Below are 20352 nucleotides of genomic sequence, written 5' to 3'. Positions count from 1 at the left end.
TCCGCGACGTCTCGTCTCGCGGCATCATGGTTCCGGGGTGAATGGATCTTGTCAAGACGATACGAAGCGTCTCGCTGCGTAGCGTGGGTGAACTGGTGTGATGACGCCGCGTGACATCATTCGAGGCATGACCCCTGCTCCGAACCCGGAACTGCGCAACCAGCGCTCCCACCGCGCGATCCTCGACGCCGCCCTCGAACTCGCCCTGCGCGACGGCTACGCCAAGGTCACCGTCGAGGGCATCGCCCAGGCCGCCGGGGTCGGCAAACAGACCATCTACCGCTGGTGGCCGAGCCGGGCTGCGGTCGTCCTCGAAGCGCTCAACGACCGCTCCGGGCCTGCCTCCCAGGTGCCCGACACCGGCAACGTCGAGGCCGACATCACCGCCACCGCGGAGGCCGTCATCCGCCTGCTCGGCACGGACCTCGGGACCGTCTGGCGCGGCCTGGTCGCCGACGCCCAGGGCGACCCCCGCCTCGCCGAGGACCTGCGCCGCACCTTCTTCGAGCCCCGGATGGCGCTGTGGCGGGAACGCCTCCAAGCGGCCGTCGAGGCCGGTGAACTGCGCACCGACGTCCCCACCCGCACCATCGTCGAACTCCTCTTCGGCCCGGTCTACCACCGTCTCCTGATCATGGGACCCGACACGCTCGACCCGGAGAACACCGCCGCCCGCGTCGACTACCTCCTCAACGGGATCCGCAAGCGCTGAACCACGACAGGCGTCATGGAACAGGGGTGCGGTCGACGATGCGGTGCTGTTAGCATCCGCACCGCCCGGACTGATCATCAGCCCGGAATCGGACCCTGGAGTATCCGTGAACCGTCCTGGCCTGGCCTCGTCCGCCCTGCTCGGGGGCTTCGTCCTCCCGCTCGTCCTGACCGCGAATCCGGCGCACGCGGCAGGGAACGGCTCCATCACGGCGACGATCGGCGGGGTACCGTCCAGGGTGTCCGCCGGCGGCAGCTTCGAGGTCTCCGTCACCAGCCGCTCCAGCTCGGACGACTCCATCCTCGTCGACTACCTGAGCCTGGTGCTGTGGCAGCGCAACGGCGGCTCGACCGCCGGGCTGAGCGTCCAGTGGCAGGACCCGGGCACCGGGCAGTGGGTGGACGCCCAGCCGACAGGCGCCGGCGGCTGGGGCTTGGGCGGGCGGCGGGGGCTGGCCACGGTCGCCCCGCACGGCACACTCGTGACGCACGCCCGGGTGCTCATGGGTTCGGCCGCTCCCGGCTCGTACACCATCAGCTCGGCCGGTATCAACGGCTACGAGCTCCTCGGACCCTCCGGAGACCCGATCTCCGGGCACCTCGACAGCATCGGGACCGCGCAGGCCTCCTTCACCTACGGCTCCGGCTCCGGCGCTGCCCCGCAGTCCACCGCGACCGCCCGGCCCACCACGCCGACCAAGGCGGCTTCGCCGCGCTCCACCACGGTCCCCGACGCCCCGGCCGCCGAGGCCCCGGCCACCGACACCCCGAGCGCGGTCACTCCGTCGGGGACGCCGGTGCAGGCCACGACCCCGGCGCCCACGCAGTCCGCCGACGACTCGGCCGTCCCCGCCGCCCCGGTCACCCCCACGGGTGCTCCGCAGCCGACGGCGACGGCCGGCCGCAGCGGATCCGCCGTCGCCCCCGTGGCGCTCGGCGCCACCGCCCTCGCCGCGGGAGCAGTGGCGGCGGCAGCGGTGTTCCGCCGCCGTCGGGCCCTGGCCCAGGCGGAGCCCACCGACACCTGACGGACGTCGAGCGGGGCCGGGATGCTTGCTCGGCCGACCCGCAGGTGCGGGGACGGTCGCCACGGCACCTGCGGGTCACCCGTCAGGCGGCCGGCTCGGCCGCCGGGGTGTCCGGGGTGCGGCCCAGGCTGCGGACGGCGGGGAGGGCGATCATCAGGCCGAGGAGCAGCAGGCCGGCCGCGGCGGAGAAGAGCAGGACGTGCTCGGTGCCGAACGCGGCGGCGGCCGGGCCGGAGAGGGCGCGGCCGACCGGGATGACCATGATGGAGCCGGCCACGTCGTACGCGGAGACCCGGCTGAGCACGCCGAGCGGGATGTGGGTCTGGACGCTGGTCGACCACATGACGCCCCAGAAGGCGAAGCCGCAGCCGGCGATCAGGCCGGTGGCGGCGGTCAGGGCGAACGGCCAGTGCAGCGCGGGCGCCAGCGGGTTGAGGGAGAAGAAGAGCATCGCGAAGGCCCCGGCGACCACCGGCCGGGCGGGCCGGACCCGCATGCCGAGCAGGCCGCCGACGATGGTGCCGGCGCCGTCCGCGGAGGCGATCCAGCCGTAGCCGGAGCTGCCGTGCTGGTCGGTGAGGGCGACGGCGCCCAGCGGCAGCGCCGGGCCGAAGACCAGCAGCCCGTACACCGACCAGACCGCGATGACGCCCCACAGCCACCGGCGCGAGCTGAACTCCCGCCAGCCGTCCGCGAGCCGGCGCCAGATCGGGTCGCTGCCGGTGTCCTGGACGGAGCCGAGGCCGCGCAGCGGCAGCAGGCCGAGCGCGCTGACGGCGAACGCCGCGGCGATGACGGTGAACGAGCCGGCGACGTTCCAGTAGCCGACCAGCAGACCGGCCACGCCGGGGCCGAGCAGGGTGCACACGGCCTCGGCGATGCGCAGCAGCGCGTTGGCCCGCTGGATGTCCTCGGCGACCCGGGGGACGATGCCCGCGAGGCCCGGCTGGAACATCGCGGTGGCCGCGCCGGAGAGCGCCATCAGCGCCATGATCTGCCACAGCCGCACGTCGGTGGTGGCGAGCAGCAGGGCCAGGGTCAGCATCGCGATCATCCGGACGGCGTCCGCGCCGACCATCATCACCTGCGGGGTGAACCGGTCGGCCAGCACGCCGCCGAACAGCACCAGCAGGGCGATCGGGGCCATCCAGGCGGCCAGCGCGTAGCCGACGCCGCTCTCGCCGTAGCCGGTCTCCAGCACCGCGGCGGTCAGCGACACCATCAGCATGCCGTCGGCGAGCAGCGAGGAGCTGCGGGCCAGGAAGAGCAGGCGGAAGCGGTGGGAGCGCCAGGGGCTGGGCAGCGCCTCGGGCTGCGGACGCGCCGTCAGGCCGTCCGTCAGGTCGTCGTCAATGGTCATCTCGGGTCGGCCTGGGGGCGGCCGGTTCCTTCCGTGAGTGTCGGCTGCTGCAACCAGGCCTGGGGGAGGCCGGGTTCGGCCGGGGTCTCCGGCACGATCAGGTAGCGGCGCGGGGCGAGCACGCCCGGCCGCCCGGGGAGGATCCGCATCAGGGCGGCGTGCGCCCGCGCGGGGGTGGGGCCGCCGGCCAGGTACGCGGTGAGGTCGGCGGTGACGTGCACCGGGCGGCCGTCGAGGGCGTCGGAGAGGGCGGCGGCGGTGGCGGCGGGGGAGACCCAGCAGCCGTCGACGAGCTGCCAGTCGGCGCCCCGTTCGGCGGTGCGGACGCCGGTGACGGCGGTCAGCTCCGCGAGGGGGACGTCGCCGTCGGCGGCTGCCTCCAGGAGGCGGACCAGCCCGGTCAGGAAGCCCTCGGCCTCCCGGCGGTCGAAGAGCTGCGGGTCGGGCCGGAGTGCGAGGTGCAGCAGCGGGTCGGTGCGGTACACGAACGCCAGCAGGGCGGTGGGCAGGTCCTGTTCGTCGCCCCAGGCGAGTTCCAGGCCGGGCGCCGCCTGTGCCGTCGCGGCCGCCGGGCGCAGCGCGCCGGGGAGGCCGGAGACGTCGTTGAACACCACGTCGCGGGCGAACCGGGAGCCGCGCTCGACGGTGGTGCGGTCGATCGTCTCCCAGAGCAGGCGGGCGTCGAAGCGGCTGTGCCGGTAGGCGTTGAGCGCGGCCGACCAGGCCGAGCCGAGCAGTTCGTCGAAGCCGGACGCCGTGGTGTCGAGCAGGATCAGCGCGTCCTGGGAGAGCGGGGTGACGGCCCGGGCCAGCTGCGCCTTCCAGCGGTTGGCGGTGGGCGCGGCGCCGACGTACGCGCGCTGCCCGGCGCGGTGCGCGACCAGGGCGCACCAGGCGGTGAGCAGGACCGTGGACGCGGGGACGCCGAGCCGGGCGGACGCCCGGGCGAGGGCCGCGCCGCCGCGGGCCGAGCGCAGCGTCAGCTCCGCGGCCGGGCCGCCGGCGGTGCGGGCGCGCGGCTCGGCGAACATCGCCTGCGGGCCGGTGCGCAGGACCTTCTCCCAGTACCGCACCGAGGCCTCCGCCTTGCGCCGCCCGGCCGGGGCGGACTCCTCCTCGGCGAGGGCGATCGGCGTCAGGGTGTCGCCCAGCGGGGCGAGTTCGCGTCCGGTGAGCAGGTCCGTCCACTCCTCGCGGAGCACGGCGAGGGCGCTGCCGTCGGCGGCGGCGTGGCCGGCGACCAGGGCGAGGTGGGTGGGCGTGCCGCGTTCGGTGAGCAGCGCGGCGCGCAGCGGATGGTCGCGGCCGAGGTCGAACGGCGCGCGGCGGACGGCGCGGGCCAGCTCGTCCGCGTACCGGCCGGGGTCGGCGGGGAGGGTGTCGAAGTCGGTGACGGTGACCTCGAACTCGCCTTCGGTCAGCACGAGTTGCTCGGTCGGGGCGGTTCCGCCGGGCTGCGGGAAGACGGTCCGCAGCGCCTCGTGGCGCACGGTCAGCGTCCGCAGGGCCGCCAGCACCGCATCCGTGGAGGCGCCGGCCGGGACGGGCCAGACGTCGTGGATGTCGACGTCGGCGGCGCCGTCCCGGAGGATGCAGCGGATCATGTTCGCCTGGCCGAGCGTCAACGGCCCGCGGCGGGGTTCCCCGCCCTGCCAGCGGACGGGGACGGTGCGGGTGCGGGGGGCCTTGGTGGGCACGAGGGTTCGTCCTTCGGAGCGGACGGCGGCGGTCAGGGGCGCCCAGGCGTCGATGAGGTCGGCGAAGTCCCGGAGGTCGGCGCGCGCGCCGTCCAGGAGCTCCTTCCGCCGCTCGGCGAGTGCGTCGGCGACCCGGTCGAACGCGCCGCCCAGGCGGCGGTAGCAGCCCTCGATCGTGGCGAGCCGTTCCCCGTCGCCGGACGGGCCGTCGGCCGCTTCGCGGACCGCGGAGGCGACCGGGCCGGCGTCCAGCGGGTCGGTGAGGGCGGCGAGCGCGTCGTAGAGGTGCGCGAGCCGGCCGGAGAGCAGCAGGAACCGGGCGAGCCGCAGGTGGTAGGCGGTGTGCCCGGACGCGGTGCGGCGTTCGCCGGTGTGGAAGTTGACGATGTGCCGGTTGTGCAGCACCCCGGGCAGGCGCGCGTGGTGGACCACGTGGAGCAGGAAGTAGTCGGTGCCGATGGTGTCGACGGCGGGCGGGAGCGGGATCCGCCCGTACACCTCGCGGCCGAGGGCCACGTTGCACATGTCGACGCGGTTCGGCGCGACCTGCCCGAGCGCCGCCCGGTCCGCGGTGAACGGCTCGGTGCCGGCGCCGCGGAACGCCTCCCGGATCGCCTGCCCGCGCCAGAGCGCCGGGGTGGACGGCGGCAGCGACAGCCCGACCAGCTCGGCGTGGACCGCCGGGTCGAGCTCCTGGATCTCCGCGACGTCCACCGAGAGTTCGCCGATGAAGGACGCGCCGACCAGGGCCACGGGCAGCTGCCCGGCTCCCGGGCGGATCCGCTCCAGCCGCCGGCCGCCGCCGATCCGCCCGGCGACCTCCGCGGCCGGCAGGCCGAGCGCGGACAGCTCCTGGTGCAGCGGGAACACCGGTGTGCCGTAGAGGAGTTGGTAGCGGCTGTCGGAGTCGCGGCGGTGCACCGAGGAGCAGCCCAGTGCCTCGGCGAAGAGGAACGCCCGGTCGGTGCAGGCCCCGTAGGAGACGGCGTCCGGCAGCAGCAGGCCGAGGAGCCGCTCCGGCTCGGCGAGCCCCGCCCGGGCGGCGGCCCGGGCGAGGAAGGAGCGCTGGGCGTCCTCGTCGAGGTGGTGGACGCGCACGCCCGGCACCGGCGGCAGCGCCGCCAGGGCCGCGGCGTGCCCGGCGGCCACCGGCGCGGGGGAGGAGTCCAGCACCAGCAGCTCGACCTCGACGCCGAACTCCCGGGCTCCGTGGGCGGCTTCCTCGGCCAGCGCGAGGAGGGCCGGGACGCAGGCCCGGTCGGTGGGCAGGGTCAGGCAGATGCGGCGCACGCGGCGACTCCGGACGTGCTCGCACCGGCCGCCGCCGCACTCGCTGCCGCACCCGCCGCCGCGCTCGCTGCCGCGCTCGCTGCCTCGGCGAGCGGCTCGTGCCAGGAGCTCAGGCCGAGCAGCCTGGCGCCGAGCCCGGTGAGCTGCGCGGTCGGGTAGCGCTTGGACTCGTGCAGGACCGGGTCGCCCACCAGGGTGCGGTTCCACCGCGGCGTGCGCAGGTGCCGCCAGGACTCCACGCGGGACCGGCACAGCCGCTCGTGCTCCTCCAGGGCGGGCATCATGGACAGGTACTGGACGGCGCGCACGCCCTGCTCGGAGAGGTTGCGGGCGACGCCGTGGGCGAGCAGGCCGTTCCAGATCAGCAGGTCGCCCGGGTGCAGGTCGGGGCGGACCACCGGGAGTTCGGCGCGGTCGATGTCGGGGCGGATCGGGTCGCGGCCGGCCGGCTGCCCGAGCTTCCAGGAGTCGAACTGCCGGAAGAGCTCCGGGTTGCACTGGAAGCCGCCGGTCTCGGGCGTGGTGTCGTTGAGCGCGATGATGCCCTGCACCCGCTGCGGCGGCACACCGAGCGTGGTGTCGATGTCCCAGTGCAGTTCGATGTCGAAGCCGCGGTCGGTGGGGTCGATCAGGGCCCGGTCGCGGTTGCCGCGGTTGGGCGGGTTGAGGTTGAGCCGGTCGAGGGTGACCCACAGCTCCTCGCAGTCCCAGACGTCCACGAAGGCGTCGTAGACGCGGGTGTTCTGCCGGCTGTCCCAGAGCAGCTGGTGGTGGTAGGCCTCGACGAAGCCGTAGATGTGCAACTGCTGGTCCAGCTCGGAGCGGAACGGCCGGTCGGCGAACCAGCTGTCCGGGTCCTGCGGGTCCAGCCCCTGGAACTCCCAGGCGAAGTCGAGGATCCGGCGGGCGTGCTTGGCCGGCACGGCCTCGCGGACGACGACGTAGCCGTAGGTCTGCCAGTGCGCGAAGTCCTCCTCGGAGAGCACCCGCAGCGGGCGGGACTTGGTGAGTTCGCGCAGGGTGTGCTGGGCGAGGTACGACTCGCCGTCGTTGCTGAAGTACGGGCGTTCGCTCGCGGCCCGGAACAGGTGGGCGCGGCGGGATGGCGCGGACATGGGAGCCCCTCCAGGGAGCATGCGGAAGTCGGTGGAACGGACGGTCTGACGGCCCGGGGCGGCGGCACGGGCGCGGTGGCCCCCGCAGCGGGGCCGAAGAAGAGGAGCGGCGGGGAAGGGCGGCGCAGGACGTGCGCCGCGGCCGCTTCGGTCGTCAGCATTGGTCCAGACCATGGTGCTTGTCAAGTTCCTGACCGGTAACCGCAGGTGGATCGGGGTGGAGCTCGCCGTGACGCCAGGTTGGTCTAGACATGTGGCGCGGGGCTGGCCTAATGTCCCCCTCGACTCCGGTCCCTGACGGAGCGTCGGCCCGCTCTCCGCACCTTCGCTGCGGTACGCCGTGCGCCGACGACGGCCCGCATCCGCGCCGTCCACACCCCACCACGGCCCACCGCACGGCGGGACCAGCCGTCCGCCCGTGCGCGCCCGCCGTCCCCGACCGCTCCCGCCGAGAGGGAACCCCTGCCATGAGCACCACCCGCACCACCGCCGTGCCCGGCGTCGAACTCGCCGACCCCGGACCAGGACTGGTCACCCTCGATCCCGTCCGCACCGCCCTGCTGCGCGGGCTCGACGACCTCCTCACCGGCCTGGCCGGCACGCTCGCCGCGCCCGAGGTGATCGGCCCGCCGCTGCTCGCCGTCGAAGGACTCGCCAAGCTCGACTACTTCCGCAACTTCCCGCACCTCGGCGTCAGCGCCGGACGCTTCGCCGCCGACACCCACGCCGGCCTCGCCGCCGGCGCGGCCCCCGACGGCCGTCCGCTGGAGCCCACCGGCCACCTGCTGCCCTCCGCCACCTGCTACGGCCTGCTGCTCTCCCTGGAGGGCCAGGACGTCGGCGACGGCGTACGGCTGTCGGCGAGCGGCCGGTGCTTCCGCAACGAGACCCACTACGACGGGCTGCGCCGGCTGTGGGGCTTCCACATGCGCGAGGTCCTGTACCTGGGGAGCCGGGAGGGCGCCGCCGAACACCTGGAGCTGGGCGCCGCGTTCATCACCGCCACCGCCGAACGCCTCGGTCTGGACCTCACCCGCGCCGCCGCCGACGACCCGTTCTACGACCAGGGCGGCTCCCGCGCGCGCCTGATGAAGCTCGACCCCGTCAAGCACGAGTTCAGCGCCCCCGACGGCACCGCCATCGCCTCGGTCAACCGGCACCGCAACTTCTTCGGCGACCGCCTCGCCATCCGGGCCGGCGAGCACGGCCCCGCCCACAGCGCCTGCGTCGCGTTCGGTCTGGAGCGCTGGGTGCACGCCATGATCCTCGCCCACGGCAGCGCCGAGGCCGCCCTGGAGCGCCTGGACGCCGCCCGCGCCTGATCCCGCCCGCGCCTGGACGCCCGCGTCCGACCTCGCGCCCGACCCGACCGACCCCGCACCCGACCCGACCGGGGTCACCACCGCCACCACCGCACACCCGACAGGAGCACCACCCGCATGGACCCCATCACCGCCTGGCTGCACGAGAAGAACCCCGACCTGGACGGCCCGATCGGTGCCGACGAGGACCTGATCGACGGCCGACTGATCAACTCCATGGACTTCCTGGAGTTCGTCGACCTGCTGGAGGACCTCACCGGCGACAGCATCGACCTGCAGGACGTCACCATCGACGACTTCCGCACCGTCAACCGCGTGCGCGAGCGCTTCCTCACCCCCGGCGCGTGACCGACCGCCCCTGCGCCCGCCCGGCCGGCAGCCGGGCGGGCAGCGCCGTACCCGGGCCGCGCAGCCGCTCGGCCAGGACCTCGGCCCGCGGATCCCCGGTCTCCGTCATCACCTCCAGTGCCTCCCGCCACAGCGGGACCGCCTCCACCTGGCCGTCGGCGGCCGCGCACGCGTGACCCAGCTGCTCCAGCGTCCGGCCCTGCGCCCAGCGGTCGCCCGCCACCCGGTGCAGCTCCAGCGCCCGCCGCAGGCACCCCAGCGCCTGCGGCAGCCGGCCCCGCACCCGGTGCACCGTCCCCAGGTGCAGCAGCGCCAGCCCCTCCGCGTGGTGGTCGCCGCTGCCCGACCGCAGCAGCAGCGCCTCCAGCAGCAGCCGCTCCGCGTCCGCGAACCGTCCCAGGCGCAGCGAGGCGTCCCCGAGGTTGGTCAGCGTCACCCGCTCCACCCACCGGTAGCCCGTCGCCCGGGACAGCGCCAGCGCCGGAGCGAGCAGCTCCAGCGCCTCCGTCGCCCGGCCCTGGCGCAGCATCAGCTCCGCCAGGTTGTTGCGCGCCGCGCACTCGATCTCCGCGTCCGCCCCGCCCGCCGCACCCGCCGCGCACCGCGCCAGGGCGCTGCGCAGGTGGACCTCCGCCTCGCCCGGCCGCCCCGCGTGCACCTGCGCCGTCCCCAGCAGCACCAGCGACACCGTCAGCGCCTGCGGATCGGCGCTGTCGGCCGCCGCCGCGACGGCGATCCGCGCCGCGTTCAGCCACTCCGCCCGGTGGTGGCGCCGGTGGAAGAACGACCACAGCGCGAACGGCAGCTGCCACGCCGCCGGGGGCCGCCCCGCCGACGCCGCGTACCGGATCACCGACAGCAGGTCCGGCAGGTGCGTCTCGCACCAGGCCACCGCGTCCTCGTACGAGTCGAACACCGGCGGCCGAACCCCCGGCAGCGGGTGCGCCACCACCGCCCGGCCGCCCGGCTCCAGCAGCCGGCCGGCCGCGTCCGCCGCCTGCCGGTACCAGTCGTAGAGCCGGTCCAGCGCCGCCGTCCGGTCCCGCGCCGAGTCCTCGGCCTCGGCCAACTCCCGGCCGTACACCTGCAGCAGCGAATGCAGCCGGAACCGCTCGGCGGCGTCGACCTCCATCAGGTGGACGTCCGCCAGCAGGTTCAGCAGCTCCCAGGCGTTGGCCGCGGTGGTGCCGAGCAGCGCGGCCGCCGTGTCGGCCGTCAGCGCCGCACCCGGATGCAGCGCGAACAGCCGGAACGCCCGGGCCGGCTCCGGCGCCAGCGCCCGGTACGACCAGGAGAACACCACCCGCAGCGCCGAGTCCCCGTCGTCCGCCGCCGCCAGCACCCGCAGCCGGTCGCGGCCCGAGCGCAACTCCTCGTTCACCCGCGCCAGCGTCACACCCGGACGCGACACCGCCCGCTCCGCCGCGACCAGCAGCGCCAGCGGCAACCGGCCGCAGAGCCGGACCAGTTCGCGGGCGGCCGGCGGATCGGCGTCCACCCGCCCGGTGCCCAGCGTGCGGCGCAGCACCTCCACCGCTGCCTCCTCCGGCAGCGGACCGAGCGTCACCCGGCGCGCCCCGTCCCGCGCCACCAGCCCCGCCATCCTGGTCCGGCTGGTCACCAGCACCAGGCAGCCCGGCGACCCCGGCAGCAGCGGACGCACCTGGGCCGGCGCCGCCGCGTTGTCCAGCACCAGCAGCACCCGGCGCTCCGCCAGCAGCGTGCGCAGCAGCGCGCTGCGGTCCGCCGGCCGCGGCGGGATCAGCTCGGCGGCCACGCCCAGCGCCCGCAGGAACCCGTCCAGCACCTCGCCCGGCTCCCGCGGCGCCCCCGAACTGCCGTGCCCCGCGAGGTCGCCGAACAGCACGCCGTCCGGGAAGCGGGAGCGCACCCGGTGCGCCCAGTGCACGGCCAGCGCGGTCTTCCCGACCCCGCCCATCCCGTCCACCACCCAGATCCGCGGCCCGCCCTCGCCCCACCGCGGCCGCACCGCCGCCAGGGCCGAGCCCAGCTCCGCGAGCGCCGCCTCGCGGCCCGCGAACACGCCCGGCGCGGGCGGGAGCTGCACCGGGACGGGGCCGTCCCCGGCCCGGCCGGCTCCGCCCCGGTCGCCGACGGGGCTGCCCGCCGGGTCGCCCGCCGGGTCGCCCGCCGGGCCGCCGACCGGACCTCCGACCGGGCCCAGCAGCGCGACGTCCGCCCCCAGGGCCTCGGCGCAGCACGCCGCCAGGGCCTCGGTGCCGTGCCGCGCGCCCGTCTCCACCCGGCTCAAGTAGCTCTTGCTGTAGTTGGTGGCGCGGGCCAGCTCCGCCAGCGAGACCCCGCGCTCCTCCCGCAGCCGTCGCAGCCGCTCCCCGAACGTCACCTGCCCCAGGCCCCCCGCTCCACTCCCGCACGCAGCCCCGCGCTGCCCCGCCGCTGCCGCACGGCGCGCGGTTGCCAGGTGTTGACACTCCGCCCTGTCAACGGGCAACACCTTGCCGGTGCTCCCGACCACCCGAAGGATGGGGAGCGGTGACCGGCGCCGCAGCAGCCGGGCGCCAGCCTATCCGCCGTCAGGGAAGCGGCGGACCGGCCGCCCACGCAACGATCCAGGCCAGAGGAGCAGCGATGCCGACACCCTGACCCGAACCCCCGGCCCGACGCACCGCCCGGGACTTCAGCGGTGGTGACCGTCCCCGGGCGCCAGGGTGCGCGGCACTCCGCTCTCGGTCCCCGGTTCGACGACGACGAACTGGCCCATCATCCCCGCGTCCTCGTGCCGCAGGATGTGGCAGTGGTACATGTAGGGCCGGGCCGGATCCGTGTCGGTGCCGAACCGCACCGCGAGCCTCGCGCTCGACCGGGACCGGACGAACACGGTGTCCTTGTAGCCGCCCGCCCAGGCGGCCGGCGGGGCGCCGTCGACCTCCAGCACCTGGAACGCCGCGCCGTGGATGTGGAAGTTGTGCGAGGAACCCCCGGTCGCGACCTCCCAGACCTCGGTGGCACCCGCGGGCACGACCACGTCGATCCGGTCCATGTCCATCTGCTTGCTGTTGATCGTGTCGCGCCCGTTGAGGGTGAAGGTGCGGACCCTCGCACCGGACGGAGGAGTGATCGGAGGCAGGTCGGCCGGGTGCGCCGGCAGCGCGGGCGAGGGGGCGAGCTCGGACGCCGCGGCGAACGACATGATGTCGAAGTTGCCCTTGGCGAGGTCCACGCCGTTGTCGAGCGTGCGCAGCACGACGCGCTCGCCGGGAGCGAACGCGACCACCACCTCGGCCCGCTCGCCCGGGGTCAGCGGCAGCCGGTCCACCTCCACGGGCGCGGACAGCAGGCCGCTGTCGTTGCCGACCACGTGGAACCGGCGGCCGTCCGCGAACGCCAGGTTGAACATCCGGGCGTTGGCGCCGTTGAGGATCCGCAGCCGGACCCGCTCGGTGGTCACGTCGAAGCGCGCGTTCAGGGCGCCGTTGGCCAGCATGCGGTCACCGAGGATGCCGTAGAACCCGCCCAGCGGGTCGCCCGCGAGCGAGCCGTCGGCCGCGAACCGCTTGTCCTGCAGGACCAGCGGGACGTCGTCGACGCCGTACGCGGTGGGCAGTCCGTGCTCCTCGCCGTCGTCGAGGATGAACATCCCCGCCAGGCCGCGGTAGACGTGCAGGGCGGTGCTGCCGTGCGGGTGCGGGTGGTACCAGAGGGTCGCGGCCGGCTGACGGACCGTCCAGCTCGGCGTCCAGGCTGCGTCCGGCTCGACCATCTGGTGCGGTCCGCCGTCCATCGCGGCCGGCAGGTGCATCCCGTGCCAGTGCACGGACGTCGCCTCCGGCAGCGTGTTGCGCACCGTCACCCGGACGACGTCCCCCCGGCCCGCGCGGAGCGTCGGGCCGAGGAACGCGCCGTTGAACCCCCAGGTGGGCGTGGACAGCCCCGGCAGGATCTCGGTCCGCCCGGCCTGCAGGGTCAGCTCGAACTGCCGCACCCCGTCGCCGTCCGGCTCCGGATGCAGCAGCGGCGGCACCGGCAGCGGCACGGACGCGTCGACCGCCGGCGGGGGCGACGGCCGGCTGCCCGCCGTCCGGCAGGCCGCCGCGAGGCCCGAGACCGCGGTGAGGGCGAGGAAGCTCCGTCGGTTCACCATCTGTGCATCAAACGACGCATCCGTACCGGTCGCCCGCGACGCAGGGCCGTTCAGGTGCGCCCGTTCGCCGTACCCTGATGCATAAAGACTTCATATAAATCGGCTATGCTTCAGTCATGGTCCGTCAAGAAGCCGCGCACGGCGCCACCACCGACATCGGGTCAGCCCTCTACGGACTGGCCACCAGGGCCGCGAGACGCCTTCCCCGCGACATGAGCCTCACGTCCGCCGCCACCCTGGCGACCCTGGACAGGACCGGCCCGCGACGCATCACCGACCTGGCCGCGATCGAGGGCGTCACCCAGCCCGCGATGACCGTCCTGGTCCGGGTGATGGAGGAGTCCGGGCTGGTCGAGCGCAGGCGCGACGCGTCCGACAGGCGGGTCACGCTGGTGTCTGCGACCGAGGCCGGCGCGGCCTACGTCCGGGCGCGGCGCCAGGCGGGCGTCGACGCGTTCGCCGGACTGATCGACCGGCTCACCGACGACGAGGTCGAGGCCTTGACCGCCGCCCTTCCGGCGCTGCTGCGGCTGGCGGTGCTCGACGACCAGGACCGGGAAGGGTCGAAGCCGTGACGGCCGTCGGGCCCGACGGGACCGCCGCGAGCCCGGAGCATTCCCGAGCGCGGCGGCTGGTCCCCTCCCTGGTGTTCATCGCCCTGGTCGTGGCCGCGGTCGGCAGCCTCGGGACGCCGCTGATCACCAGCGTGGCGACCACGTTCCACGTCTCGCTCGACAGCGCGCAGTGGACGCTGACCAGCACGCTGCTGAGCGGCGCCGTCGCCACGCCCGTCCTCGGCCGGCTCGGAGCCGGCCCGCACCGGCGTGCCACGATCCTCGTCACCCTGGCGGTCGTCGTCCTCGGCAGTGCCCTCACCGTGCTGCCCCTGCCGTTCGCGTGGCTGCTCGTCGGGCGGACGGCCCAGGGCGTCGGACTCGGTCTGACGGCGCTGATGATGGGCGTCGCGCGGGACCACCTCCCCGGGGAGCGCGGCGCGGCCACGATCGCCCTGCTCTCGGTGGTCTCGATCGTCGGGGCCGGGGTCGGCTACCCGCTCGCCGCGCTGCTCACCGAGGTCGGCGGGGTGCGCGCCGCCTACGGCCTCGGTCTGGTCGTCACCGCGATCGCGTTCCTCGCCGCCCTGCGCTCGGTGCCGGAGGCCCCCGAAGGCCGCTCCGCCCGGGTGGGCGCCGCGGGGGCGCTGCTCCTGGCGGCCGGCCTGTTCCTCGTCCTCTTCCTCGCGGGCCGGACGCGCCTGTGGAGCCAACACCTCGACGTGGCGGTGGTCCTCGCCGTCGTCGCCGTGCTCCTGCTCTCCCTCTGGACCGTCTCGGAGCTGCGCAGCGAGACGCCCCTGGTCGACGTCCGGGCGGTCCGGCACCCGACAGTCGCCGGGGCGAACTTCGCCACGTTCGTCGGCGGGGTCGGCATGTACCTCCTCCTCACGCTCATCACCCGGTACGCGCAGACGCCGGACAGCGCCGGCTACGGCTCCGGGCTGACCACCTTCGTCGCCGGGCTGGTCCTGGTCCCGTTCTCCGCGCTGGGGTTCGTCGCCGGCAGGCTCACGCCCCGGGTCCGGAAGCGGATCGACGCGCCCCTGTTCCTGGCCGGGAGCGCCGTCGTCGTCGGCGGCGGGTTCGTCCTCTTCGCGACGGCCCGGTCGACCCCGGCCGAGCTGTTCGTGGCCATGGGCGTCCTGGGTCTCGGCGTCGGCAGCTTCTCGGCTGCCCTGCCCGGCGTCATCCTGGCCGTCACCCCCACGAGTGAGACGTCGAGCGTCATGAGCTTCAACTACGTCGTCCGCAGCGTCGGGTACTCCCTCGGCAGCGCCTCGGGCGGCCTGGTCCTGGCCGCCGGCACCGACGCCGGCCGGGCCTTCCCGAACGACGGCGCCTACACGACGGCAGCGATGGTCGGCATCGCCGCGACGGCGGTCACGACCGTGGCCTGCCTCGCCCTCGCCCGCCTGCGCGCGCCCGGGGCCGCCCCGACCCCGGCCTCGACCGGTGCGGTGCGGACGCCCTCCGGATGACCGACGTGGCCGCCGCTCGTGCCGTCCGTCACCCGGCCCGGTCCTGCGAGCACGGACCGGGCCGGCGAGGACCCGACGTCGTCCGCGTCCGCGCGGGCCGCTGCTCACCGACGGCAACGGCCGCGGCCGGGCCACGCCTCGTCCGTCGGACCACACCGACCGGAAAGCCCTAGGGCGCGTATCTGGTTGTGATCAATTTGCGGGTTTCGCCCTCGCGGTGGGCCCTGGTCCGGTAGATCGTGTTGTGTGACGCGAGTGCAACTGACTGATGCCGAGTGGGAGTTCATCGAGCCGTACCTGCCGATCGGCGAGTACGGCCCGTACCCCGAGCGGCTGCGTCGGCAGTTCGAGGGCGTGATCTGGCGGTTTCGGACGGGCGGCCAGTGGCGGGAGGTGCCGAGCGAGTTCGGCGCCTGGTCGACGGTCCACAACCGCTTCCGGCAGTGGAGGGACGCCGGGGTGTTCGAGGCCCTGCTGGAAGGTGCGATCGCGGAGGCCGTGAAGCGGGGTGAGGTGGACCTGTCGCTGGTCAGCGTGGACTCCACCACCGTCCGGGCCCACCACGACGCCGCGGGGATGCACCTCGACCCCGACACGCTCGCCGACCTGGAGAAGGCCGCCGAGGAGGCGGAGAAGGCCCGGCAAAAGGGGGCGGCCCGGAAGGACAAGACGGGCAGGGCGCCACGGACGACCCGGAGCGGGACGAGCGGCGGCGTGTCCGACGCAGACGCAAGCTCCGCCTGAAGGCTGCCCTGCTCGGGCGCTCCAGGGGCGGTCAGACCAGCAAGGTCCACATCGCCGGCGAGCGCAGGTGCCGCCCGCTGGTGTTCGTTCTGACCGAGGGGCAGGCCGCCGACAGCCCGCAGTTCATCCCCGTGCTGAAGAAGGTCCGGGTCCGCGGGCCGGTCGGCCGCCCCCGCACCCGGCCCGACGCGGTCGCCGGGGACAAGGCCTACTCGTCCCGCAGAAACCGCGCCTACCTGCGCAAACGCCACATCAAAGCGGTCATCCCGGAGAAGAAGGACCAGGCCGCCAACCGGAGGAAGAAGGGCAGCAAAGGCGGTCGTCCCGTCAGCCACGACGCCGAGCTCTACAGAGAGCGGAACACCGTCGAGCGCCTGATCAACAGGCTGAAGGCCTGGCGGGGGATCGCCACCCGGTTCGACAAGACACCCGAGAGCTACCTCGCCGGCCTCCAGCTTCGCGGCGCGATGATCTGGATCAAGGACCTCACCAAGACCACCCATTGATCACGACCAAATACGCTCCCTAGCGCGGCTGCGGGGTCGGCGAAGCCGTCGGGGACGCGGTGGCCGTGGCCGTGGCCGTGGCCGCGGTGCTCGGGGTCGGGGAGGGGGAGGGGCAGCCCGGTGCGGGTGGCGCGGACGGGTTCGCGGCCAGGTGCCCGGGCGTCGCCGTCGGCGTGGTCGTCGCGGACGCGGACGGCGACGCCGTGGCGCTCGGTGCAGCCGACGGGGACGGGGACGCCGAGGGCGACGCCGACGGCGACGGGCAGGCGGTGGGCGAGCCGCTCGGCGAGGGCGACGGAGTCGGTGACGGTGACGGCGAGGCGCCGGTGGACGCGGAGGGGCTCGGGGTCGCCGACGGCAGGGGCGTCGAGCCGGTGCCGGTGCCGGTGGTCGGGCCGGGTGAGGGCGTCGGCGTGGGCGCCGCAGCGGTGGGCGAGGGCGTCGGCGTGGGCGAGGCGGTAGCCGGGCGGGGCAGCGCGTCCGCGACGACGGACGCGCCCGCCTGGAAGTGCACCATCCAGGCCCGGACCGTCCGCAGGTACTCCGTCGAGTGGTTGTAGCCGAGGACCGCGCGGTCGAGCTGCGCCGGGTCGGCCAGGTCCCGCCCGCCCGCGCAGAGGTAGCGGCCGGCGGCGAGCGAGGCGTCCCACACGTTGTTCGGGTCGCTCGCGCCGTCGCCGTTGCCGTCCGCACCCCAGACCGCCCACGTGGAGGGGATGAACTGCATCGGGCCGACGGCCCGGTCCCACGCCGCGCTGCCGTCGTACCGGCCGCCGTCGGTGTCGCGGATCGCGGCGAAGCCGTTCCCGTCCAGCACCGGCCCGAGGATCGGCGTCCAGGTGGTGCCGTTGCCGTCCACCCGCCCGCCGTCCGCGTGCCCGGACTCCACCTGGCCGATCCCGGCGAGCAGCTGCCACGGCAGGTGGCAGCCGGGGGAGGAGGCGGCGAGCGAGGCCTCCGCCCGGCGGTACGCGTCGAAGACCGTGGACGGCAGCCGCGCCCCGTCGGCCCCCGGAACGGCGGGTGCCGACGCCCCGGGCCCGGCCGCCGGGGCCGGGGCCGCGGGCGGCTGCGGGAGCTGCCGCGTGCCACCGCCGTCGAGCGGCGTCCCGTCGACCGGCAGCGCGGTCGGCGCGGCACTGCTCGCCGCGTACGCGGCCGGGGCCGCGACGTCCGCCGCGAGCGCCGCGCGAGGCGCCGCCGGCGCCGTCACGGCGGCCAGGGCCACCATCGCCCCGGCCGCCTGCACCAGCCGTGTCGCTATTCGCCGCACCGTTCGGGCTCCTCTCCGTGGATCTTGTGACCAGTCCTTGGACGAACGGACGGCCCCTCAGGTTCCCGGTGCGCCGACCGATCGTCACAGGGGCGCGCTAGCCTGCGACGAGGCCGAAACCTGGGCCCCACCCCGCCGGCAGGAAGGCCGCGTCGTGATCCGTCCGGAGGTCGCCGACTTCATCGCCCTGGGCACGCTCCCCTCCGAGGACGACGAGCCCGACGAGGCCCTGGAGGTCCGCGTCGACCGCGCGGCCGACCTCCTGGAACTCGTCGAACGCCCTGTCACCGACGAGGAGGCCCACGCCCTGGCGGCCTGCTTCGGCCACGACGAGTGCTTCGGCGTGGCCTGGCGCCTCCTGCACCTCGTCGAAACGGCCCCGCACGCGCCCGAGGCCGCCCGACGCTGGCGCGAAGGCCTGACGCGCTGACACCCGGCCCCGACGACCGGCCGGCCCCCAGGGCCGAACATCCGGACCGGTGTCGAACGCCCGTCGTCGTCCGACGGCACGGTGATCACTCCAACGGTCCACCTCGTCCACCCGCCGGCCACCGGTACGGCATCTCCCGGTACCGGTCCTCGTTAGGGCACCCGGGGGTCGGCCCCCTGCAGGGCGGAAGGGATGACGAGCATGCGGCAGTTCCCGTTGGACGTGTACCGGCTGGCCCCCGGGCGGGTCGTGGAGTGGAGGCTGCGCTCCACCGCGGTCCCCGGGCCGGACGCGACGGCGCAGGAGCCGCCGTCGCGGAAGGCGTCCTTCAACCAGGACAAGCACTACACCGCGGCCGAGTGCACCCGCCCCGGCGCCGACCGCCCCGCCTCCTGGATCGCGGTCACGTTCGAGGTGGAGGGCGCCCTGGACGAGCCGGTGATGGCCCGCGTGCTGCTGGACTTCATCGGCCGCCACGAGGTGCTGCGCAGCGCCTTCCAGCGCCTGGACGGCGAGCTCTCCGGCCGCCCGGGCCCGGTCGAGGACCTCGCCCTGGAGCTGCACGAGCTCGCCGGCGGCGGCGACGGCACCCCGCCGGGTACGATGCTCGCCGACTGGTTCCGCGCGCGCATCGACACCCTCTCCTGGCCGCTGTTCCTCTGCGGCGCGGTGCTGCGCGCGGACTGCGCGACGGTCTTCCTCGCCTTCGACCACATCGTCTGCGACGGCATGTCGATGCCGATCGTGGTCAACGAGCTGCAGACCTCGTACGAGGCGGCGCTGCGCGGCGAGGAGCCCGACCTGCCGCCCGCGCCCAGCTACTTCGACTTCGCCGCCGAGCAGCGCCGCCGCTACCTGTCGATCGACGCGGACGACGACCGGCTCGGGTACTGGAAGTCGTTCACGGCCCGCAACGGCGGGTTCTTCCCGCGCTTCCCGCTCGACCTGGGGGTGCTCCCGGGCCGGATGTACCCGACCGTCGGCGAGGCGTGCACCCTGCTGGACGCGGAGGAGGCCGAGCTGTTCGAGAAGCAGTGCGTGGCGGCGGGCGGCCGGCCGTTCATGGGGGTGCTCGCGGCCACCGCGATCGGCCTGCGCGAGGCGGGCGGGCCGGGCACCTACCGGGGGCTGATGCCGGTCAGCGAGCGCGGCCACGGGCCCTGGGCGAACTCGATGGGCTGGTTCGTCAACACCCTGCCGATCGAGTTCGACGCCTCCGCCGGCCGGGACTTCGCCCAGGTGCTGACCGGGGTGCGGGCCGCCTTCACCGAGATGATCAGGCATCAGGAGGTGCCGTTCGTCCGCGCCTGGGAGCTCCTCGCACCGGAGGAGTTCGCCGCGAACTCCTGGCCCTACGCGGTCAACTTCTTCTCCTACATCGACATGCGCAAGTGTCCGGGCGCCGAGCGGCACGACCGCTGGCGGCCCACCACGCACGTCTGGTCGGCCCGCACCAACGGCACCTGCGCCTGGTTCCACCGCGACCTGGACGGCCTGCACATGGACTCGATCTACGTGGACACCCCGCAGGCCCGCGCGACCATGGCGGACCTCGGCGAGCGGCTGCGCGCCACCGTCCTCGCCGTCGCGGGCACCGGCACCGACCGCGCCCTCGGCCTGCCGGGGCCCCGCGCGGACGCCGACGCGGAGGTCAGCGGCCCGCCGGTCGGCGGGCGGCTTCGCTGATCAGGCCGGGCAGCTCGGCCATGGACTCGAAGACCACGGTGTCCGGCCCCGCCAGCCAGTCCGCCGGGGTCAGGCCACCGGCGTAGCCGAAGGCCCGCATCCCGGCGGCGCGGGCGGCGGCGACGCCGTACTTGCTGTCCTCGACGACGACGCACCGGGCCGGATCGACGCCGAGCGCGGCCGCCGCGTGCAGGAAGAGGTCCGGGGCGGGCTTGCCGTTCGCGACCTCGCTCGCGCTGAAGATCCGTCCGGCGAAGCGGTGGTGCAGGCCGGTCCGGGTGAGGGTGGCGCGCAGCCGCTCGTGGCTGCTGCTGGAGGCGACGCAGGTGGGCAGGTCGATCGCGTCGAGGGCGGCCTCCACCCCGTCCACGGGCACCAGCCCGGTGGCGAACGCCTCGTCGTACAGCGGCTGGAACTCGGCCTCCCAGCCCGCCGGCAGGCTCCGGCCGAGGTGGGACTCGATCTGGGCGACCATCGAGGCGTGCGAGCGGCCGACGAACCGCTCGACGATCTCCTCGGTGCTCAACTCCCAGCCCAGCGCGGCCAGGACGACCGCGTCCACCCGGACGGCGAGCCGCTCGCTGTCCAGCAGGACGCCGTCGCAGTCGAGGACGACCAGGTCGATGGAGCCGGTGGGTTCCGTGGGTTCCGTCATTCGGATCATGGTAGGAGGCCGCCGCGGCG

At 75.0% G+C, this 20352-nt stretch carries 15 protein-coding genes and 1 pseudogene; 9 read left to right on the top strand and 7 right to left on the bottom strand.

Annotation, left to right across the window (positions count from 1 at the left end; all coding sequences use genetic code 11):
* Window positions 1-127 precede the first annotated feature (127 nt).
* Window positions 128-712, top strand: a complete 585-nt coding sequence (locus ABEB06_RS02315) for a TetR/AcrR family transcriptional regulator (RefSeq protein WP_345695069.1) — start codon at window positions 128-130, stop codon at window positions 710-712.
* Between the two features lie 106 nt (window positions 713-818).
* Window positions 819-1739, top strand: coding sequence for a RodZ family helix-turn-helix domain-containing protein (locus ABEB06_RS02310; protein ID WP_345695068.1), 921 nt, complete (start codon window positions 819-821; stop codon window positions 1737-1739).
* An 82-nt stretch (window positions 1740-1821) separates the two neighbouring features.
* Here ABEB06_RS02310 and ABEB06_RS02305 read toward each other — a convergent pair whose 3' ends face one another.
* From ABEB06_RS02305 to ABEB06_RS02290, 3 genes are read right to left on the bottom strand one after another with little or no spacing between them, the layout of a single operon-like run.
* Window positions 1822-3099, bottom strand: coding sequence for an MFS transporter (locus ABEB06_RS02305; RefSeq protein WP_345695067.1), 1278 nt, complete (start codon window positions 3097-3099; stop codon window positions 1822-1824).
* Entirely contained in the window at window positions 3096-6086 is a 2991-nt protein-coding gene (locus tag ABEB06_RS39230; protein WP_425559565.1) for a DUF6271 family protein, read from the bottom strand. Before ABEB06_RS39230 ends, ABEB06_RS02305 begins: the two co-directional genes overlap by 4 nt.
* The gene (locus tag ABEB06_RS02290) at window positions 6068-7201 is read right to left on the bottom strand and encodes a phytanoyl-CoA dioxygenase family protein (protein WP_345695066.1); all 1134 of its coding nucleotides are present in this window, start codon (window positions 7199-7201) and stop codon (window positions 6068-6070) included. The genes ABEB06_RS39230 and ABEB06_RS02290 overlap by 19 nt, the downstream gene beginning before the upstream one ends.
* A gap of 467 nt (window positions 7202-7668) precedes the next feature.
* On the opposite strand from ABEB06_RS02290, the gene ABEB06_RS02285 reads away from it, so the two are divergent.
* Together ABEB06_RS02285 and ABEB06_RS02280 are read left to right on the top strand one after the other, a co-directional pair.
* Window positions 7669-8523 (top strand): class-II aminoacyl-tRNA synthetase family protein, encoded by an 855-nt coding sequence (locus ABEB06_RS02285; protein WP_345695065.1) that lies wholly within the window; start codon window positions 7669-7671, stop codon window positions 8521-8523.
* 117 nt (window positions 8524-8640) lie between these two features.
* On the top strand, window positions 8641-8871 hold the full coding sequence (locus tag ABEB06_RS02280; protein WP_345695064.1) for an acyl carrier protein: 231 nt from the start codon (window positions 8641-8643) through the stop codon (window positions 8869-8871).
* On the opposite strand, the gene ABEB06_RS02275 is transcribed toward ABEB06_RS02280, so the two are convergent.
* Window positions 8855-11236 (bottom strand): ATP-binding protein, encoded by a 2382-nt coding sequence (locus ABEB06_RS02275; protein ID WP_345695063.1) that lies wholly within the window; start codon window positions 11234-11236, stop codon window positions 8855-8857. The genes ABEB06_RS02280 and ABEB06_RS02275 overlap by 17 nt on opposite strands.
* A gap of 294 nt (window positions 11237-11530) precedes the next feature.
* Window positions 11531-12994: a multicopper oxidase family protein gene (locus ABEB06_RS02270; protein ID WP_345695062.1), complete on the bottom strand. Its 1464-nt coding sequence runs from the start codon at window positions 12992-12994 to the stop codon at window positions 11531-11533.
* A 116-nt stretch (window positions 12995-13110) separates the two neighbouring features.
* Here ABEB06_RS02270 and ABEB06_RS02265 point away from each other — a divergent pair, with 116 nt between their 5' ends.
* The 3 genes and pseudogenes from ABEB06_RS02265 to ABEB06_RS02255 all read left to right on the top strand — a co-directional run bounded on the left by ABEB06_RS02265 (window position 13111) and on the right by ABEB06_RS02255 (window position 16279).
* Window positions 13111-13569 carry a MarR family winged helix-turn-helix transcriptional regulator gene (locus tag ABEB06_RS02265; protein WP_345695061.1) on the top strand — a complete coding sequence of 153 codons (459 nt, stop codon included), beginning with the start codon at window positions 13111-13113 and terminating at the stop codon, window positions 13567-13569.
* Window positions 13566-15029: an MFS transporter gene (locus ABEB06_RS02260; RefSeq protein ID WP_345695060.1), complete on the top strand. Its 1464-nt coding sequence runs from the start codon at window positions 13566-13568 to the stop codon at window positions 15027-15029. Before ABEB06_RS02265 ends, ABEB06_RS02260 begins: the two co-directional genes overlap by 4 nt.
* A 246-nt stretch (window positions 15030-15275) precedes the next feature.
* A pseudogene (locus tag ABEB06_RS02255) lies at window positions 15276-16279 on the top strand (IS5 family transposase).
* Between the two features lie 19 nt (window positions 16280-16298).
* On the opposite strand, the gene ABEB06_RS02250 reads toward ABEB06_RS02255, so the two are convergent.
* The gene (locus ABEB06_RS02250) at window positions 16299-17552 is read right to left on the bottom strand and encodes a lytic transglycosylase domain-containing protein (protein WP_345695059.1); all 1254 of its coding nucleotides are present in this window, start codon (window positions 17550-17552) and stop codon (window positions 16299-16301) included.
* Window positions 17553-17706: 154 nt separating this feature from the next.
* Between ABEB06_RS02250 and ABEB06_RS02245 the strand changes: the two genes are divergently transcribed.
* Together ABEB06_RS02245 and ABEB06_RS02240 are read left to right on the top strand one after the other, a co-directional pair.
* Window positions 17707-17982, top strand: coding sequence for a hypothetical protein (locus ABEB06_RS02245; RefSeq protein ID WP_345695058.1), 276 nt, complete (start codon window positions 17707-17709; stop codon window positions 17980-17982).
* Window positions 17983-18183: 201 nt separating this feature from the next.
* Window positions 18184-19668, top strand: a complete 1485-nt coding sequence (locus ABEB06_RS02240; RefSeq protein WP_345695057.1) for a condensation domain-containing protein — start codon at window positions 18184-18186, stop codon at window positions 19666-19668.
* On the opposite strand, the gene ABEB06_RS02235 is transcribed toward ABEB06_RS02240, so the two are convergent.
* Window positions 19634-20323, bottom strand: a complete 690-nt coding sequence (locus ABEB06_RS02235) for an HAD family hydrolase (RefSeq protein WP_345695056.1) — start codon at window positions 20321-20323, stop codon at window positions 19634-19636. The genes ABEB06_RS02240 and ABEB06_RS02235 overlap by 35 nt on opposite strands.
* Window positions 20324-20352 lie beyond the last annotated feature (29 nt).

It is taken from the genome of Kitasatospora terrestris (assembly GCF_039542905.1).
Classification (GTDB): domain Bacteria; phylum Actinomycetota; class Actinomycetes; order Streptomycetales; family Streptomycetaceae; genus Kitasatospora; species Kitasatospora terrestris.
This window is presented reverse-complemented; position numbering and strand designations above follow the sequence as displayed.

What these genes read in the sequence shown, in the direction of transcription:
- ABEB06_RS02315 (WP_345695069.1), top strand. Translation starts at nt 128, where the DNA reads ATGACCCCTGCTCCGAACCCGGAACTGCGCAACCAGCGCTCCCACCGC.
- ABEB06_RS02305 (WP_345695067.1), bottom strand. Translation starts at nt 3,099, where the DNA reads ATGACCATTGACGACGACCTGACGGACGGCCTGACGGCGCGTCCGCAG.
- ABEB06_RS02290 (WP_345695066.1), bottom strand. Translation starts at nt 7,201, where the DNA reads ATGTCCGCGCCATCCCGCCGCGCCCACCTGTTCCGGGCCGCGAGCGAA.
- ABEB06_RS02285 (WP_345695065.1), top strand. Translation starts at nt 7,669, where the DNA reads ATGAGCACCACCCGCACCACCGCCGTGCCCGGCGTCGAACTCGCCGAC.
- ABEB06_RS02280 (WP_345695064.1), top strand. Translation starts at nt 8,641, where the DNA reads ATGGACCCCATCACCGCCTGGCTGCACGAGAAGAACCCCGACCTGGAC.
- ABEB06_RS02270 (WP_345695062.1), bottom strand. Translation starts at nt 12,994, where the DNA reads ATGGTGAACCGACGGAGCTTCCTCGCCCTCACCGCGGTCTCGGGCCTC.
- ABEB06_RS02265 (WP_345695061.1), top strand. Translation starts at nt 13,111, where the DNA reads ATGGTCCGTCAAGAAGCCGCGCACGGCGCCACCACCGACATCGGGTCA.
- ABEB06_RS02240 (WP_345695057.1), top strand. Translation starts at nt 18,184, where the DNA reads ATGCGGCAGTTCCCGTTGGACGTGTACCGGCTGGCCCCCGGGCGGGTC.
- ABEB06_RS02235 (WP_345695056.1), bottom strand. Translation starts at nt 20,323, where the DNA reads ATGACGGAACCCACGGAACCCACCGGCTCCATCGACCTGGTCGTCCTC.